Raw genomic sequence first — 16983 nt, 5'->3', positions numbered from 1 at the left:
ATTTTAAACAAGTCGCAGTTGTCTTGGGTACAGCACAGGGGGATTCAGTTTCAGGGACCGCAGTTTACTAGGTAAAAACCAAGTCTATTTTCAGCTGGAAAGCTAAACTTGAAGAGCAATTAGCTAACTTAAGATGAGTGAGCCGCACTAAAGCGCCTGAGAGAAAAACAATGATCTTACAATGGAGAAAGAGATCATCAAAATGGGCAGCGTCTTACTTGCGAAAAAATGAATTAAAATATCAGTGCGCCAAAGAAAATAGCCTAACTTATAACGGCAGAAGAGTTACTTCTTTCTCGTAAACCTGGGCGGTGTTTAAACGCAGCAGAGAAAGTTTAGGCTACCGTGAGTTATGTAAAAATTTATGCAAAGAAGGTTTTAAAATGAGGTTATATAAACTAGGGGGCTAGTGGCACAGCTCAATTTAGTTTATGAACAATGAGTGGTTTATAAAGTGACAACCAAGCGCAAGCTTTCAGATAAAGTGTCTGGTTGAAGTTGACCAGTAAAACCCATATGGGTTGAGGAATTTAACACACATTTCGCTTTAACTACGTCAATTGACATTAAGCAGTGATCTACACCCTCACTCTCAAAATGCGATCAAGGCGTAGCCTATTTTCTCCTGTCCTCACTACTTATATTAATTTCTAGATAGAGTGCTCTAATGACACCTTTTTTGGTTGTCCAACTCGTATTTTGTTATTACCAATTTTGATTTTTCAACGTGCTATTATCGTGCTTGTAATTCATTTTACAACTTATTTTAAGAATTAATCATTTATTTTTAATAGTGATAAAGTGCTGGTTTTAGTTCTTTTGGATTAATTCTATTAATGTACTTTTTTTGCTTGGTTTATTTGTTATTGATTTTTATTGAAATTTATTTTTTATCGAAAGTTAATATAAACGGTGCCAATACTTATTTATTATTTTCTTAGTGTTGCAAAAAATTAACTGGTAATATGCATTCTTATTACCTTTTGGTTATCCAGTTTGGTTTTTTGGTGATTTATTGTTTGTGGTGATTTGCTCATAAATTTTATTATTACCGTTGTTTACACACAATTAACCCTTATGCGAAGTCGTTACCTAGAACTAAGTGGTTAAAGCTTAGTCAAGCAGTTAGGTTTCCTAAAGTATAAGTTAGGAGACATAAAGATAATGTTTAAGAAAAAAAATCTACTGATTCTATCAATAATGGTTGCATGTTCGAGTGCAGCTCAAGCGGCAACTATTTATAACTCTGGTTTTGAAAATGGCTGGAACGATTGGAATGAAATTGATCCAGCCGCGATTTCAGGCGACGCCTATCAAGGATCGAGCTCTTTAAAGATCCAAGGCAGCCCAGGACGGGTGCATCAGCTTGTCGATATTGAAAGAAATACCGAATATACCTTAAGCGCTTATGTTTTAGGTAAAGGCCAAATTGGTGTTAATGATCTCAATGGGTTATTTAAGAATACAAAATTTAATGTTTCGTCTTGGACCAAAGTGTCAAAAACATTCACTTCGGCAAATACAGATTCTTTGCAAGTTTTCGCAAAGCACGATAACAGCTCAAGTGATGTTCGTTTTGATAATTTTTCTCTTGTAAAAACCGACAGCAGTGGAGGCTCAACTGGGGGCAATGGTGACGGTGGTAGTGGCGATGGTACAACTATTCCTAGTAGCATAACCAGTGGTAGCATTTTTGATCTTGAAGGTAATGATCCTAATCCATTAGTTAATGACAGCACACTTGTATTTGTACCTCTTGAAGCTCAACACATCACACCAAATGGTAATGGTTGGCGTCATGAATATAAAGTCAAATCTAGCTTACGAGTAGCGATGACTGATACTTATGAAGTCTTTGAAGCTAATGTTAAGGTTGAAATGTCGAATGGTGGTAAAACAATTATTGCTCAACACCATGCAAGTGACACGGGCACTATTATGAAAGTATATGTGTCAGATTCTGCTGAGTCAGGCTTTGATGACAGTGTTGCTGGCAATGGCATTTTTGATGTATATGTCCGTCTTCGCAACACCAACGGTAACGAAGAAAAATATGCTCTAGGTACTATTACTAGTGGTGGTTCATTTAATCTACGAGTTGTTAATAATTACGGAGACGTAGACGTATCTGCATTAGGTTCAAGTTTTGGTATTCCTGTTGAAGATGATTCGGCATCATACTTTAAGTTTGGTAATTATTTGCAATCACAAGATACATCTACATTAGATGATTGTGGTGAATCAGGTAACTCAAACTCATTCAAAGAGTGTTTTGAAGACTTGGGAATTACTACGTCTAAAGTAACAATGACAAATGTTAGTTACACTCGAGTAACTAACTAGTTTTAGCATTACTGATAACACCACACAAATGCAAATTTATGTGGTGTTATGTGCTGCATAGAAAAATAGCAGTTTAAGCTGATTCCATTCAAGTTTCTCAGTCGTGTATTGAGTCTTGGTGAGCGTTGAGAATGAACTTTTGCTTTGTTCGAACCTATCTAAATAAATTCTTACGGCGTATTTCATTGATTAAGATCAACAAAGCAATAGAGGATAAAATGCATAATTCACAGTTGTAATTTTATGCTAGAAATACGCGCTAGTTAATGAGGTTAGATAGTGGCATTACTAATAAACAGCAAATGCATTAACTGTGACATGTGCGATCCAGAGTGCCCAAATGAAGCAATTTATATGGGCGCTAAAATCTACCAAATCGACCCTGCAAAGTGTACCGAATGCGTAGGCCACTACGACAAGCCGACCTGCGTGAGCGTATGCCCGATAGATTGTATAAAGCCCGATCCGAATCATCGTGAAAGTATAGATGAACTGGCGGAGAAGTATGTGAGGTTGACGGGTTAAAAAGCACTGCCCATTATTACCGAAAAATTTAAACGCTTTATAGATACGTTTATGGCAGTTTTTAAATTTTGCAGACAGTGTCTGCAAAATTTAGCTGGTTAACTCTTACCTTTCTCTTTTAACCATATACATCTAACTGCATTGATCCCCTACTGAATTGTAGCGCATTTAGACTTTAAGAATTCTAAAAATACTTTTACCTTTTCTAGCGGGTATTTCCTGCCTGCATAAAATGCGTATAACACCAGATCTTCTGGTTCATGGTCGAGTTTAATATTGATCAATGAGCCGTTGTCTATATCTTCTTGGCATGCATGAGTGGGTAAAATGGCATAGCCGAGTCCTTTTAGTGCAGCGGCTTTGGCCATGTTGCCACTGTTTACTTTAAAATTAGATTTTACTTGCACTGCTTGTTGTTGTTTAAAACGCCAAGGCATACCTTGCAGTACTGATAAGCTAGTAATGCAAGGAACTTTACTTAACTCATCTAGCGAGCGAGGTGGTGGCGCATTGTTGATCAGTTGTGGCGCGCCAACAATGCAACTGGGCCAGCGCAGCAGTTCTTTAGCAACCCAACCTGAATCGTCCAATGGCCCACGGCCAAAGCGTAGCACCAAATCAAACCCCTCTAACAAGCCTTCGGTTGGATTTAATTGTGTATCGCAACTTAGTTGTATCTGTGGATGCACAGAGCAAAACTCTGCACTTAGTTCGGCTAAAAAAGGCAGATCAGGCATGATGATTTTAAGGTGCCCTGTGAGGGATTCACCATATAAAGACACCTCTTCTAGCGAGTCATTCATTGCTTGTATCAGTGGGGTGATAGATTGATAAAGTTGTTTTCCTGCAGCCGTTGCAATCATTTTTCGGGTGGTACGTTGTAATAATCTTAAATTAAGTTGCTTCTCTAATAACGCGACATGGCGGCTAACATTAGATGTAGGCAATTGCAGTTGTTCGGCTGCGAGTTTAAAGCTCAGTTGTTCATATACGCACTGAAAGCTGAGTAACCACTGAAGTTCGATTTTATCAATCATTAATTAACTCAAAATATGGGATTAATAACGCAATTATTACTAATTTATCTTAAAAAATGACTTTGTGATAATGGTTATTCAGTTAATTATTGAGGTAAAGAATATGAACAGCAAGCGAATTGCCATTGTGGGTGCGGGCATCGGGGGGATAGCGCTTGCCATTCTTGCAGCACGAAAAGGTTATCAGGTGAGCATATTTGAGCGCGATAGTGAGATTTCCTCTATTGGTGCTGGGGTAACGTTATGGCCGAATGCAATGTTTGTGTTACAGCAAATGGGTTTGGATAAACAGATCCAAGCGCTGGGCGGTATGCCTTTGTTTATGCGTCTGTGTGATCAGCATGGCACGGTGCAAAGTGAATTTGATATTGCAAAAGTAAATACACTCAGTGGTTTTTCTAGTATCAGTATATTGCGCCGTGATCTTATGAGTGTGCTGGGCCGCACATTAGCTGATTTAGGGGTAAACATACATTTTAACAGTGCAATAACCCTATCAGAGATTGCTCAACTAAAACAAGATTTTGATTTAGTTGTGGGCGCTGATGGGCGGATGAACTCGGTGGTAAGGCAATTCTTATATGCTGAAAAAATCACTCCTCAGTATCAGGGGTTTATTAATATTATTGCTATTAGCCAGTTAAAACTGGGCACTTTAGATAATGTGATCCATGATTTTCGCGGCCGTGGCGAGCGCTTTGGTATTGTGCCTGTTAAAGCAGACCTTTGTTATTGGGCTGCGGGTTGGAGTGCAAATATTGATAAAGCGCGGCCGCTATCTGCTTGGTATGAAGAAATGCACCAACGCTTTTTAACTTGGCCAGATGCAGTACAGCAGGTGCTTAAGTCTTATGATGAAAACTCACTGAAACGAATATTTGTGCACGATATTGACCGTTTGCCATATTGGCATCAAGGTAACGTACTGATTATGGGAGATGCGGCTCATGCTCCTTTACCTACTTCAGGGCAGGGGGCATGTCAGGCGCTAGAAGATGCTTGGCATCTTGTACGGGTGTTAGAAAAGTATGATGATTTAGAGCACGCCTTAAAGGCTTTTTATCAACAACGCATAGATAAAACCTCAGCCTCTCAACTTGTTGGTCGGCAAGTTGCGCAGAAAATTTTCACTACAGCAGCTGACACTAATGAGACAACAGCGCTAGGTATCTCTGCCCAGCAGTTAGTAACGTTATGGATGCAAGGTTTGAGTAATTAACCTATCGAGCTCTGTTATTTAGGTACGAGGAAGGCTACTTATGAGGTGGTTATTTGTTTGCTTATTCAGTTACTTGTAAGTTGTGGTTAACAATCCATTAAGTCTGGCTGTGTACAATTGCCGCCTTTACAATTGTTAACCAGTAATGGACTCGTACATTCAATGTCAACCTCAACGTGTTACTCGCCTTTAGCAGCATCGCTGCGTTTTTCAGTTATTAGTTTATCGGTTTTTAGTGCTATGAATGCGGCGGCTGCCGAGCAATTAACAGGCACTCAAACAGAAAAAGATATGGAAGTGATTGAGGTGCGAGGTATTCGCTCTAGCATGGCTGAAAACTTAGCGGTGAAGCGTTTATCGAGTTCTGTGGTTGATGCCATTACCGCTGAAGACATTGGTAAGTTCCCTGATAAAAATGTGGCTGATTCATTAGCCCGTGTGCCGGGTGTAGTGATTGAACGTGAAGGCGGTGAAGGATCAACGGTGAGTATTCGTGGTTTATCGTCTGATCTTACTTACACGCAGTTAAATGGTAATTTTATTGCCTCCTCACCAGGGGAGCCATCTCGTTCATTTGATTATGCTTTACTCCCATCAGCGATGATCGCAAGCGTTGAAGTATTCAAATCACCTGAAGCGCGACTAGATGAAGGTGGCGTCGGTGGTACAGTGTTAATGCATAGCCGCAAACCATTGGATATGGATGCTAATTCGGGCGTTTTTAATGTTGAAAGTACTTATGCAGATGTAACGGAAGATTATGAACCTCAGTTTACTGGTTTGTATTCATGGAAAAACGATAGCGATAGCTTTGGTTTTTTACTTGGCTATACCCGTCAAGAACGCACCAACCGTACGCTCTCTGGTGGCACAGATGCCAATGTTTGGCGTTACACAGGTCAGCAAGCCGTTGATATAAATGGTAACGAGGTTGATAACAGTAATGACTGGGGCGTAGTGACTGATGCCAACGGGCAACGTTATGAGAATATGTGGTTTCCGCAGGTGGTGCGCAGCTCTGTTGTGAATGAAAAACGTGAACGTGAAGGCGTGCAGTTTTCGACTCAGTGGCGACCAACTAATCGCATTGAACTAGGTTTTAATTACTTTGGTTTTAGTTTAAAGCAACAACGCAGCGACTCGGTCGTTGATATGCCGGAATGGGCGTTAAATCCTGACTTTTTAACAGGTATTACACTTGATGAAAGTGGCACAATTGTCAATGGCATGGACTATAGTGCCATGGCCAGTGGCGTTGAAAAAGATATGCAATTGCCGTGGTTGCGCGGCAGTTATGTGGATGAAGAGTCAACCTCTGATACTTTTGATTTTAACTTAAGCTACGAAGGCGACAACTTTACAGCACGCTTTGTCGTCGGTAAAACTAAAGCTAAAGGCGGGCCAAAAGAAAGTTGGCAAGCAGCGTATAAAAGCTCAAACGCGGGTGAGGGGCAAAGTAATATTGAGAACGCCTCGCAAAGTGCCGCTTGGTCAATCAGTGATGACCGTATTTCGATGCTGATAGACCCAAATACACTCAATAACTTACTCGCAGGTGTTGGCGGAGGTCGTGATGCAGGATCATCGAACTCAAGTTTTGTACGTAGCACCTTAGAAGAAAAGTACTACCAAGGCGACGTTGATTTTTATGTTGATTGGGGCATATTGACCACCATTCGCACTGGTGCAAAATACCGTGATGCATCACTGCATCGCGAAACGGGCAACAACTTTTTCCTTGATCCGAGTTTTGATATTGCCGCAGGCGAGGCAAGCTCAGGGGGTATCACGCAATTTGATAGCTATCAATGGAATAATGGTATGCCACAGGCACAAGATGTGTTTAATGTGGAAGGTGAAAGCAATATTGCTGGTGGCTTTAATATCAATTTAATGCCAACTATTAATTGGCATAAATATCGCGATTATATTTACAGCAACTATGTGCCGTATACTCGAATAGAAGATAACTTTGTCTATGATATTGCCGAGCAGATCAGTGCGTTTTATTTACAAGGTGATTTTGAATACAGTGATATACGCGGTAATTTTGGTGTGCGCGTTGTACAAACCAAGACTCGCAGTGCTTCAACCGATCTCTATACCTTTTTATTGGATGAAACCGATGACGAAACGGGCGAGCAAATCACCGGTGATGATCGTTTAGTTGAGCAATACCAGTTGATCACCCAGCAAACAACAGACACCCACGTATTGCCGAGTTTAAATATTGCGTGGGATGCCAGTGATGATGTGGTGATCCGTGGTGCGCTTGCTAAAGTGATGTCGCGCCCCGATTACGGCGATTTGGGTAGTCAACAGCGTATTACTTATGTGTCGGACGAATGGGCAGATGATCGCGCCGCTTTTAATGAACAACCCGGATTTAGTGGCAGTGGTGGTAATAAAAATTTAAAAGCGTTTGAGTCAGTACAAGCCGATTTATCTCTTGAGTATTACTACGCGCCAGGTTCTGCATTAGGTGTTGCGTTATTTCATAAACAGGTCGATAACTTTATCGTGCCACTGGTGATTGATTCACAGCGTGAATTTGCAGGGCAAGCAGGTCTTGTTGATGCTGGTACTATTAGCATTTCCCCGTATAGCACCGTAGGTAATGGTACTGATGCGGTATCAAAAGGGGTGGAAGTGTTTATTCAACACGCCTTTGATAGTGGCTTTGGTATTTACGCAAACTACACGTATAACAACACCAATCAGGCCGATGTAACAGTTGCAGGTGAAAAGTTAGCAGAGTCACCATTAATAGGCAGTGCTGACTATCAATATAACACCTCTATTTATTATGAAGGGGATAGTTTTAATATTCGCGCTTCGTACAATAAACGAGGTGAAACGGTGCTTGGTATTAACAGTGGTTTAAATGTCTACCAAGATCCATACCAGCAAGTAGATGTAAATGCAGCATATAACGTTACCGATAACTTAAGCTTTACCGCAGCGGTAATTAACTTAACGCAATCGGAGTCGGTAACACGTTTGGGTAAAGATACCGATGCGCGGCTACTTAATACTAGTTATTCAGGCCGCCGTTATTATGCTGGGATTAATTACAGCTTTTAATTTGAAAAGTACCGGCTTTGCTCACGGTTGAGCACTTGCTGTACATCAACACTCGCCAATGGTTGGCTAAGATCACGACAGATCTCGCCATTGGCGATCAGCGCGAGATAACGTGAGCAACAAACTCTTAAAAAAGAGGTGAAATTGCTCACGTCATGTTTTGCTTGCAGGGATTCGCGATACAGTTTACAAATCATCTGATTAATACTCATGTTATCGCGTGCGGCAATTTCTTCTAAAGTGTGCCAAAAAAACTGCTCTAACCGAATTGAAGTGACGACACCATCAATACGTAAAGACTTCGTTTTATTACTCCATAATTCACTGTGAGCATTTATAAATAATTGGCACATGACCTTTCCCTGTAATTTTAGTTAAAACAAAGCGACAAACTGTTTTAACATAGCCGGATGCGCAGGCCAAGCTGGTGCTGAAACTAAATTACCATCGGTAATTGCACCATCCATTGGTAACTCAACGTACTCGGCACCGGCCATTTTCACTTCTGGTTGGCAAGCTGGGTAAGCAGAGATTTTTTTACCTTTAATAACACCTGCGGCGGTGAGTAATTGCGCGCCATGACACACCGAAGCGATAGGTTTATTGTTATTTGCAAAATACTTAATGATCTCAATTACTTTAGCATTCAAACGTAGATATTCAGGTGCACGTCCTCCTGGTAAGTAAAGCGCATCGTAATCAGCGGCATTAATGTTGGCAAATGTCGCGTTGAGCGCAAAGTTATGACCGCGCTTTTCGCTGTAGGTTTGATCCCCTTCAAAATCATGAATAGAGGTGGCAATCATATCGCCTGCTTTTTTATCTGGGCAGACTGCATCCACATCGTGGCCCATTGCCAGTAATGCCTGAAACGGCACCATATTTTCATAGTCTTCTACAAAGTCACCAGTGATCATTAGTACTTTAGCCATTTGCTGCTCCTTACGATTTGTTAATGTATTTACTGCTTGTCCAGTTAAACATGCTCACAGTAAGTAAGGGTAGTATGGGAATACTACAGCTTTAATTTATCAACTGATCGGTAATATCATGCTGCAATCGCTACGGTAAAAAATCAATAAATGCTCTGACCATATGTTTTTAAGGTTTTCTCGCTAGGCTTATAAAAAACAAAATATAATTATTAAATGATACTTTTGAGGCCGCTTTTATCCTCTGCTTTAGCAATATTTCCAGTCTTACCGAGTCTGTTGCAACTTAGATAAGACTGAAGATTATTGTTAATGAGCAGGCGAATTTTTTATGCAATGAGGTGCAAAAACCTATTTGCTCAGCTTAGTAATACGAAGATGTTATCCGTGTATAAGTTGACTTTTAGTAATTATTTCCTACTTTCACTTTTACAATGATCTTATGTCTAGACTATATTTGAACTGGTAACTGATTAATTATTTTAATTTTAGTGCAATCTTACAATCAGCTTTTGTATGCAAAGATTGCCTTTACTATTGATAAGTGATGCATTGTATTGATGATTAGCTATTCCGATATGGCCGAGCGAAAACTTATTATTAGGTTATTCGCCGCAATAGGTACGGTAACAACGCTTTGTATGGCGATGATAGCTTTGTTTAATAATCAACCTATTTTGGCTTATCCTTTATTAGGCTCATCGGCTTTATTTGCTTCCTCTTTTTTTCTTGGCGATAGAGTTGAGATTTCCTCTTTAATTGTTCTGTATACTTTATATGCTTTAATGATTTATTTAGTACTTACAGGTGGGAGCCATGGCACTGGGCCGATTTGGATTTTTATTGTATCTCCGGTTACTTTTTTTGTGCGTGGTTTTAAACGGGGAATCATTGATTTAATTATTTTTGTAATTTGCGTAACTGGCGCCTTTTATTTATCGAGCTACTTTAAATTTTACAGCGGCTACTCGGTTTATTTTCCAATTCGCATTATTGCTTCTTTTATTATTGTTGCTCTGTTGAGTGGCTTTTATGAATATTTTCGGCAAATGTACAGCCATCGTTTGATTGAACTTGTTCAAAAAAATGAATATTTAGCGACTCGTGACCCTTTAACAAACCTACCCAATCGACGTTATGCTATGGAAGAGCTCGAGCAATTTGAAGCACAGCAGCAATCGGCGAGTATCATTATTGCGGATGTAGATAATTTTAAGGATATTAATGATCAATATGGTCACTCAGTTGGCGATGAAGTGCTAAAACACCTTGCTGAATTATTTGTTGCTCAGTTAAGTGAAAATGATATGGTGGCGCGCTGGGGCGGTGAAGAGTTTTTATTTTTTCTACGTCATAAAAATAAACAACAAGCGACACAATTTGCCAACGATATTCATCATGCTTTATCACAAAATCGTTTAGATATTGGTGTAAACCAGCTGGCTGTTACAGTGAGTATGGGGATCAGTAAATTAACCGCGGATGTGTCTATTGATAAAGCGATGCACAAAGCTGATGAATTGCTTTATCAAGCAAAGGAGCAAGGCAAAAATAAAACGTGTGTTTAGCGCTTATTGGGAACGCTATGAATACATTATATATAACAGGAGCCGGTGTGAGTGCCGCCAGCGGTATTCCTACCTTTCGAGGTGAAGATGGGTTTTGGACTATTGGTAGTAAAAACTATACGCCAATGGAAATGGCTACACGTGCTATGTATGTAAACAACCCGCGTGAGTTTTTAGCTTGGTATTATCATCGCTTTGCCACCTACCGTAACCATGGTCCTAACGAAGTTCATCAATGGTTGAGCGATAAAAACCTGATCACACAAAATATTGACGGGCTAGATGGCAAAGCAGGCAATAAAAACTATATCGCCATTCATGGTCGGCTTGATCAAATGACTTTGTTTCATGAGCAAGGCGATGATGTGAAAGCGCATGCGACACCGTGGAATAATGTAGACGAAAGCCGCTTACATGAGTCACTACTTGAGCTGTTTAACATCGAAAACCAGCAGCCTGTGCTGGATCAATCTTTAAAGCCTTTTGTGTTGTTATTTGATGAATATTACACTGAGCTTTATCGTATTAGCGAAGCACAACAGCGGATGCTTGATGCCGATAAAATCGTTTTTATTGGCACTTCGTTTAGCGTTAATATTACTCAAATGGCGCTAGAAGTGGCACGCAGTTACGATATCCCAATCGAAATTGTTGATCCAGAACCTGCGCATGTTATGCATCGTAATGTTAATTATCATAAAATGACGGCATTAGACTATATTCAACGTAACTAAACGCGAGCTTGATACGCGCTTTATTTAGCAAAAAAAGATCATAAAAAGCATAATCACGATGACTGTATTTTTGATTTTTACAAAAATAACCGTTACTAATTAAACATAGCAATACTGAAGAGATGTAAATGAAAGACTTAACAGCAATAGCCAATTTATCAATATTATTAGTAGAGCCATCAGATGTTCAGCAAAAGCTTATTATAAAGTCACTTACTCAATGCGGTGTTACACAAATAGAAACTGCTACTTCTCAAGCGCAAACGTTAACAATGCTGGAGAATTATCAGCCGGATTTGGTCATTAGCAGCATGTATTTTTCTGACGGTAGCGCTGATTCTTTATTGCAAAAAATCAGAGTAACCCCAGGTATTGAGCATCAAGCTTTTATGTTGGTATCGACAGAGCGCAATAAAACCTATCTTGAACAGTTAAGGCAGTCCGGGGTATTAGCTATTTTACCAAAGCCGTTTAGTGCTGAGGCAATTACGCGAGCGTTAAAGGCAACATTAGATATTATTACTGAAGAAGAAGTTGAATTAGAACATTTTGATGTAACGCTATTGCGTGTACTTGTGGTTGATGACAGTCGTTTTGCACGCAAGCATATTATTAGGGTCTTGGCTGGAATGGGAATACCGGCGCCTGTAGAAGCCGAAAATGGCAAACAAGCGATTGACCACCTTAATAGTCAATCATTTGATTTAATTGTTACTGATTACAATATGCCAGAAATGGATGGTAAAGAGCTAACGGAGACCGTAAGAAGCTCGAATGCTTACTCGCATATTCCTATTTTGATGGTGAGTTCTGAGGCAAACGACACTCATTTAGCTAATATTGCTCAAGCTGGTGTAGACGCCATATGTGACAAGCCATTTGAACCTGCCACAGTAAGAGAGTTGCTATTTAAAATAATGTCTTAGATATTAATGGCTTAATAGTAATCTAGGCTGCTATTAAGTCTCGTAATTAAGAAAAGTAATTCTGAACACTAAAAAGACATAGTTGTTGTCTTTGCTAATGAAGTCATGTTTAAGCGTCAATATTCATCAAATTACACTGGAAGTTGCAGGCAGTTACGATATCCTTGATATATGTTTGCTCCAGCGTCAGCGCAAATGTGAGTTATAAAGAATGCTGGTATTGCAGTGCTGCCAATAGCTAACTCCAATTGTATGTAAAGGAATACGTTGATATGCAATACATTGAGTATACTACAATACTTGCCGTGATATTTATCAGTGGTTGCAGTGATATTAAAATAGAGAAGCAGTGCTTTGAGCCCATTCATTATCAAGCAAATAAATTATTTCAAAGTAGTGAAATTCGTGTCGAACCTATATGGTTTGGCCATCCTCGAAACGACTACTTAAAAGATCACAACGTAGAGGGTCATCTCAGCCCTTTCGGCGGGTTTGAAAAGATATCAGCCTCTAGTCAGCTTACTCTTACCGGAAATATATATAAGATAACGCCAAATATAGGTGAGCGTTATATTGGCAGAAATTCAGAGTATCTTTTATTTGAAGTCACAGTTGATGCAAAAAAGTATGTGATTTCTGATCAGATCCCTGAGCATATCCTGCTACCTTTACGGTGTTTTTTTAATTAATGCCGTGTCTATATAGATAATGTTATTTCGTTGGCTGCTAGTGGTGCTTATCTTGTCGCCTACTTGCATAGTTAAAAACATGGAAAGTCGTTGTTCAAAAATTTAATTTAAATAAGGAAATGTTTAACAATGAAGTATTTTAAAACCCCTGAATTTTTGCATGAAGTGTTTGGCGAAAAACAATCGATTTTAGAGATCACCGGTACTATTTTGTTTGCTTTAGTCGGCAGTTGGGTTATTTATTCGGTTGCGGAGATTAAACTCGATAATTGGCGAGCAATCTTAGCTTTTATATTAATTGCTGACGTATTAGCAGGATGTATTGCTAATTTCACTCTTGGTACCAATGAGTTTTACACAAAGCGTCCTAAAAATAGGCTGATTTTTATTGCCATTCACGTTCATATAATAGTGATTGCGTGGTTACTTTCACAGCCACTAGATACTGCACTGCTTATGTGGGCATATACGATAGTGGCAGCATCTGTTGTTAATGCGTTACATGGTAAATCAATCCAGGGTTTTATTGCTGCAAACTTAATGTGTTATGGCATCTTTTTGTTGATTTACTTATCGCTGCCAACGTGGTTTTTGATGGTGAGTCTATTTTTTATGATCAAAGTTTTATTTAGTTTTGCTGTTGATCACTATCGGCAATCAGCCTAGATGAATCCACTTAGGTATAAAAACCAGTACAGCTTAATTAGCTGTACTGGTTTGCTATTTGGCAAAAAAGCTTATTTAAATAATGCTAAGTCTTTTTATCTCCTGGGCAGAAGTGTGCCAAATGTGTTGTTAAGCGTTAAAAACGGGTACGAATACCAAACGTAATACGACGCTCAAAGATATTTTGGGTGATTACATGATCAGACCACTGTGCGTAAATATCTTCTTTTTCTTCGGTTAGATTGCTCACTGAGGTATAAATGCTCATATCTTCAGCAAATTCATAGCCGGCATACATATCAAAGTACAAAGTGCTATCGGTCCAAAATGGCATTACCCCTTCGCCCATTGGCGAGCTTAAGCTGTCTAAGCGATCACTACGGTAGTTAGCTGCAAGACGTAGTTGTAATGGGCCTTTTTCGTACCAAAGTACAGCATTGGCTGATTTTTCTGAGTTATCTTGAATTGGTAAACTTTTGCCATAAACATCAACGTTAGCGCTGTCACTTGGCGCATAAGTAAAGTTTAGTGATGAGCCTAAGCCATCAAATGGCGCTGGTAAAAAGTCAAATGCTTGCTGATAAACAACTTCAAAACCTTTTATGTCACCACCTTGGCCATTTATTTCAGTGGTTACAGGTACTTCACGGCGAATAATGCCATCAATATCAGGCAAGCCTTGCATGACAATACCGTTTTCAACAAATGACTCTATGTCCATTAAAAAGGCTGAAATACTTAATAAACCGCTGTCATTAAAATACCACTCAGCAGATAGGTTATAGTTAGTTGCGCGCCATGGTTCTAGATCAGGATTACCATTTTGGCGACCTTGTACTGCCACTAATAAGTCAGGGCTTACTCCAAGCTCAGCGGCAAGTACATCTCCGGCTCGGGTACGACCAACACTTATACCACCAGCAAGCTTTCCAATATCGAGCGTGGTCATTGTTTTACCGTAACCTGCACGTAGGATCACATCTTCGGTTAGGTTTAAATTAAAGTTCATTGATGGTAAAAAATCTGAGTAATCTCTGTTTAACCATTTTTCACCGGTTTTCTCACTGGCAGTACACAACGAACAAGGACGCGCAGAGCCTAGTTGATTTTGCAGCATGTCGAGTTCGGTTTTAATATATTGTGCGCCGATATTTGCGGTATAGCTCAAATCACCCAATTCACCAGCAAAGTTTGCTTTAAAGTAAGCTGTTTGAGTTTGTTCTTTTACTTGGTAAGTACGTGACGGATTAGCTAATCGTTTGTTACCCGGGTAAATTGCATTTTGAAATGCCATTGGATCGTCCATTACTTTAGGATCGATTAAGTAAAAACTATGCCCAGCGCCACCTGGCCCTAAACCATTGACTTGGTTGACCCAACCATCGGGCATATCACTAAAGAAGTTGGTTTTCCCTATGGTTAAATCACCACCTGCTACGCTATTTTCACCGTCGCCATTGGTATCACCTAATGATGCGCCGGAATCTTTCCACATCACATCGGCACTAATATTGCCGGTGGTAAATGGTGCAACGAGAATATAGGTTTCGCGCTCTACGTCTCGTTTTGATGCCCGCAGACCAAAATCAAGATTCTGTAGGTGATCTGTCTCAAAGGCATAATGGCCATCAATACGGGCAACATCAAGTGTGGCTTGTTCTTCAAAGTTATTTTCAGAGTAGGTTGAAACGAGATTATATTGGCTTATATCATTACCAAAGCCTTCTGCAAAACCAAGGGTTAAATATTCGCCGCTGCGAGAAAAGCTCACATCAACTTCTTCTGGGCCATAGCCATTGGGGTTAACTGGCGTAATACCATCACCATGATTTTTTAATAAACCATGTTGTGCGCCTGAGGTTAAAAAGCCGTGGGCCACATTTTCAGTATGGCTTCGCTCTGCAGAGCCATGAATATACCTAAATTCACCAGAGAGTGGGCCATCACCTTGGTATTCGAATAAAAAGCTAGCATTGGTTGATTCACGGTCGTTAGTTAAACTTTCAGAGTAGGCGCTAACCCGACGAACTTTTAAGTTAGCATCGTTGACTGTGTATATTTGTCCGCCCCGATCATTATCTAAGCGAGGAATAAAGTTATCAGAATACGCCCAAATAGAACCACGGGCATTATCAACCATCACCCCTTGCTTACGATCGGCGTCATCCATTTTTGTATAAAACAAGTCACCAGTAAAAGTTAGTGTGTCGGCAATTTGATATTGAATGGTAGTGTTTAGGCCAAGGCGATCACGCTCTGTTTCTCGGTCCATCACGCCATAAAAACGTTGGCTGTAAAAGCTGTCGTTAAAATCGCCATCACCGTTAAAATCGCGGTCGGTTTCATTTTGCACTTCTGAAGAGGTTAAAATTGTGCCATTACGGTAATTCGCTAAGGTGCTTTCGTCATAAGCGGCAGTAACAATAATGCCAAATTTGTCATTGTTATATCCGGCAAAGGCTACCAGTTTAGGGTCGGTTTGCTCTGATAAACTACCACGGGTTGCTTCTCCTGTGAGTGAGAAGGTTGTGCCTTGGTCAAGATCAAATGGTCTACGTGTTTTTAAATCTAAAGTACCTGAAATGCCACCGGCCAAGGTGTCGGCTTGAGGTGATTTAAGCACATCAATCCCTGATAGCAGCGCCGCTGGGACATCAGTGAAGTCTGGTTGTAATGTTGTAATTGAACCTGCACTTAAGAATTGTTCGCCATTGAGCAAAGTGGTTACTTGCGGCATACCGCGAACGTTAATGGTTGAGCCCTCACCCGCAGAGCGGCGAATTTGTATGCCAGGGATACGTTGCAGCGTATCGGCAATGGTTACATCAGGCAATTTACCAATATCTTCCGCGGTAATAGAATCCATTACTCCAGTACTAAAGCGTTTGTTGTTAATATCTTGTTTGTTACTGGCGGCAATACCGCGCACTTCAATAGTTTCTATGTCGTCATTTGCTGTCTGTGCTTGGTCTGCGGCAAAAACGCCAAAGCTGGTATAGCCACATACAATAGCGGCGACGGTTTTTGCTATTAGGCTCCTATTTAAAGTGGGTTGGTGACGGTTTTTAATGCTCATGCTGATATACCTCATCCTGTAGATTTAAAAGTTAATTATTATTTCCTGTTAATTTGTAACAGGTGTTGACTACTTGCTTGTTATTAATTAACATCACTTTCAAACAAAATGCAATAACAATTACATTAACATTTGATAATTTTTTGATTTTTAATCCAACGTTGCTATCTAAGGTAATGATTTA

The 16983-nt window shown here is 40.0% G+C and carries 13 protein-coding genes; 9 read left to right on the top strand and 4 right to left on the bottom strand.

Annotated features, from left to right (window positions below; genetic code table 11):
• The first annotated feature begins 1164 nt into the window (after positions 1-1164).
• Positions 1165-2343 carry a polysaccharide lyase family 7 protein gene (locus tag H5180_RS01445; RefSeq protein ID WP_182757513.1) on the top strand — a complete coding sequence of 393 codons (1179 nt, stop codon included), beginning with the start codon at positions 1165-1167 and terminating at the stop codon, positions 2341-2343.
• A 279-nt stretch (positions 2344-2622) separates the two neighbouring features.
• Positions 2623-2868, top strand: coding sequence for a YfhL family 4Fe-4S dicluster ferredoxin (locus H5180_RS01440; RefSeq protein ID WP_082355570.1), 246 nt, complete (start codon positions 2623-2625; stop codon positions 2866-2868).
• A 149-nt stretch (positions 2869-3017) separates the two neighbouring features.
• Here H5180_RS01440 and H5180_RS01435 read toward each other — a convergent pair whose 3' ends face one another.
• Positions 3018-3905, bottom strand: coding sequence for a LysR family transcriptional regulator (locus H5180_RS01435; RefSeq protein WP_182757512.1), 888 nt, complete (start codon positions 3903-3905; stop codon positions 3018-3020).
• Between the two features lie 103 nt (positions 3906-4008).
• Here H5180_RS01435 and H5180_RS01430 point away from each other — a divergent pair, with 103 nt between their 5' ends.
• A complete protein-coding gene (locus H5180_RS01430; RefSeq protein WP_182757511.1) occupies positions 4009-5124 on the top strand; it encodes an FAD-dependent monooxygenase in 1116 nt (371 codons plus the stop codon).
• Positions 5125-5286: 162 nt separating this feature from the next.
• A complete protein-coding gene (locus H5180_RS01425; protein WP_182757510.1) occupies positions 5287-8208 on the top strand; it encodes a TonB-dependent receptor in 2922 nt (973 codons plus the stop codon).
• On the opposite strand, the gene H5180_RS01420 is transcribed toward H5180_RS01425, so the two are convergent.
• Positions 8205-8561, bottom strand: coding sequence for a ribbon-helix-helix domain-containing protein (locus H5180_RS01420; RefSeq protein ID WP_145242060.1), 357 nt, complete (start codon positions 8559-8561; stop codon positions 8205-8207). The genes H5180_RS01425 and H5180_RS01420 overlap by 4 nt on opposite strands.
• A 21-nt stretch (positions 8562-8582) precedes the next feature.
• Positions 8583-9140, bottom strand: a complete 558-nt coding sequence (locus tag H5180_RS01415; RefSeq protein WP_145242058.1) for a DJ-1/PfpI family protein — start codon at positions 9138-9140, stop codon at positions 8583-8585.
• A 578-nt stretch (positions 9141-9718) separates the two neighbouring features.
• Here H5180_RS01415 and H5180_RS01410 point away from each other — a divergent pair.
• From H5180_RS01410 to H5180_RS01390, 5 genes are all read left to right on the top strand, one after another.
• Positions 9719-10708: a GGDEF domain-containing protein gene (locus H5180_RS01410; protein WP_259399514.1), complete on the top strand. Its 990-nt coding sequence runs from the start codon at positions 9719-9721 to the stop codon at positions 10706-10708.
• Positions 10709-10725: 17 nt separating this feature from the next.
• Positions 10726-11442: a Sir2 family NAD-dependent protein deacetylase gene (locus tag H5180_RS01405; RefSeq protein WP_145242056.1), complete on the top strand. Its 717-nt coding sequence runs from the start codon at positions 10726-10728 to the stop codon at positions 11440-11442.
• Between the two features lie 128 nt (positions 11443-11570).
• Positions 11571-12368 (top strand): response regulator, encoded by a 798-nt coding sequence (locus H5180_RS01400; RefSeq protein ID WP_145242054.1) that lies wholly within the window; start codon positions 11571-11573, stop codon positions 12366-12368.
• A 272-nt stretch (positions 12369-12640) separates the two neighbouring features.
• On the top strand, positions 12641-13057 hold the full coding sequence (locus H5180_RS01395) for a hypothetical protein (protein WP_182757509.1): 417 nt from the start codon (positions 12641-12643) through the stop codon (positions 13055-13057).
• A gap of 129 nt (positions 13058-13186) precedes the next feature.
• Positions 13187-13723, top strand: a complete 537-nt coding sequence (locus tag H5180_RS01390; protein WP_145242050.1) for a hypothetical protein — start codon at positions 13187-13189, stop codon at positions 13721-13723.
• A gap of 136 nt (positions 13724-13859) precedes the next feature.
• Here H5180_RS01390 and H5180_RS01385 read toward each other — a convergent pair whose 3' ends face one another.
• Positions 13860-16799, bottom strand: a complete 2940-nt coding sequence (locus H5180_RS01385; RefSeq protein WP_145242048.1) for a TonB-dependent receptor — start codon at positions 16797-16799, stop codon at positions 13860-13862.
• Positions 16800-16983 lie beyond the last annotated feature (184 nt).

The organism is Pseudoalteromonas sp. SR41-4 (genome assembly GCF_014163985.1).
Classification (GTDB): domain Bacteria; phylum Pseudomonadota; class Gammaproteobacteria; order Enterobacterales; family Alteromonadaceae; genus Pseudoalteromonas; species Pseudoalteromonas rhizosphaerae.
The sequence above is the reverse complement of the archived record's forward strand: the minus strand, read 5'-3'. Positions and strand labels throughout refer to the sequence as shown.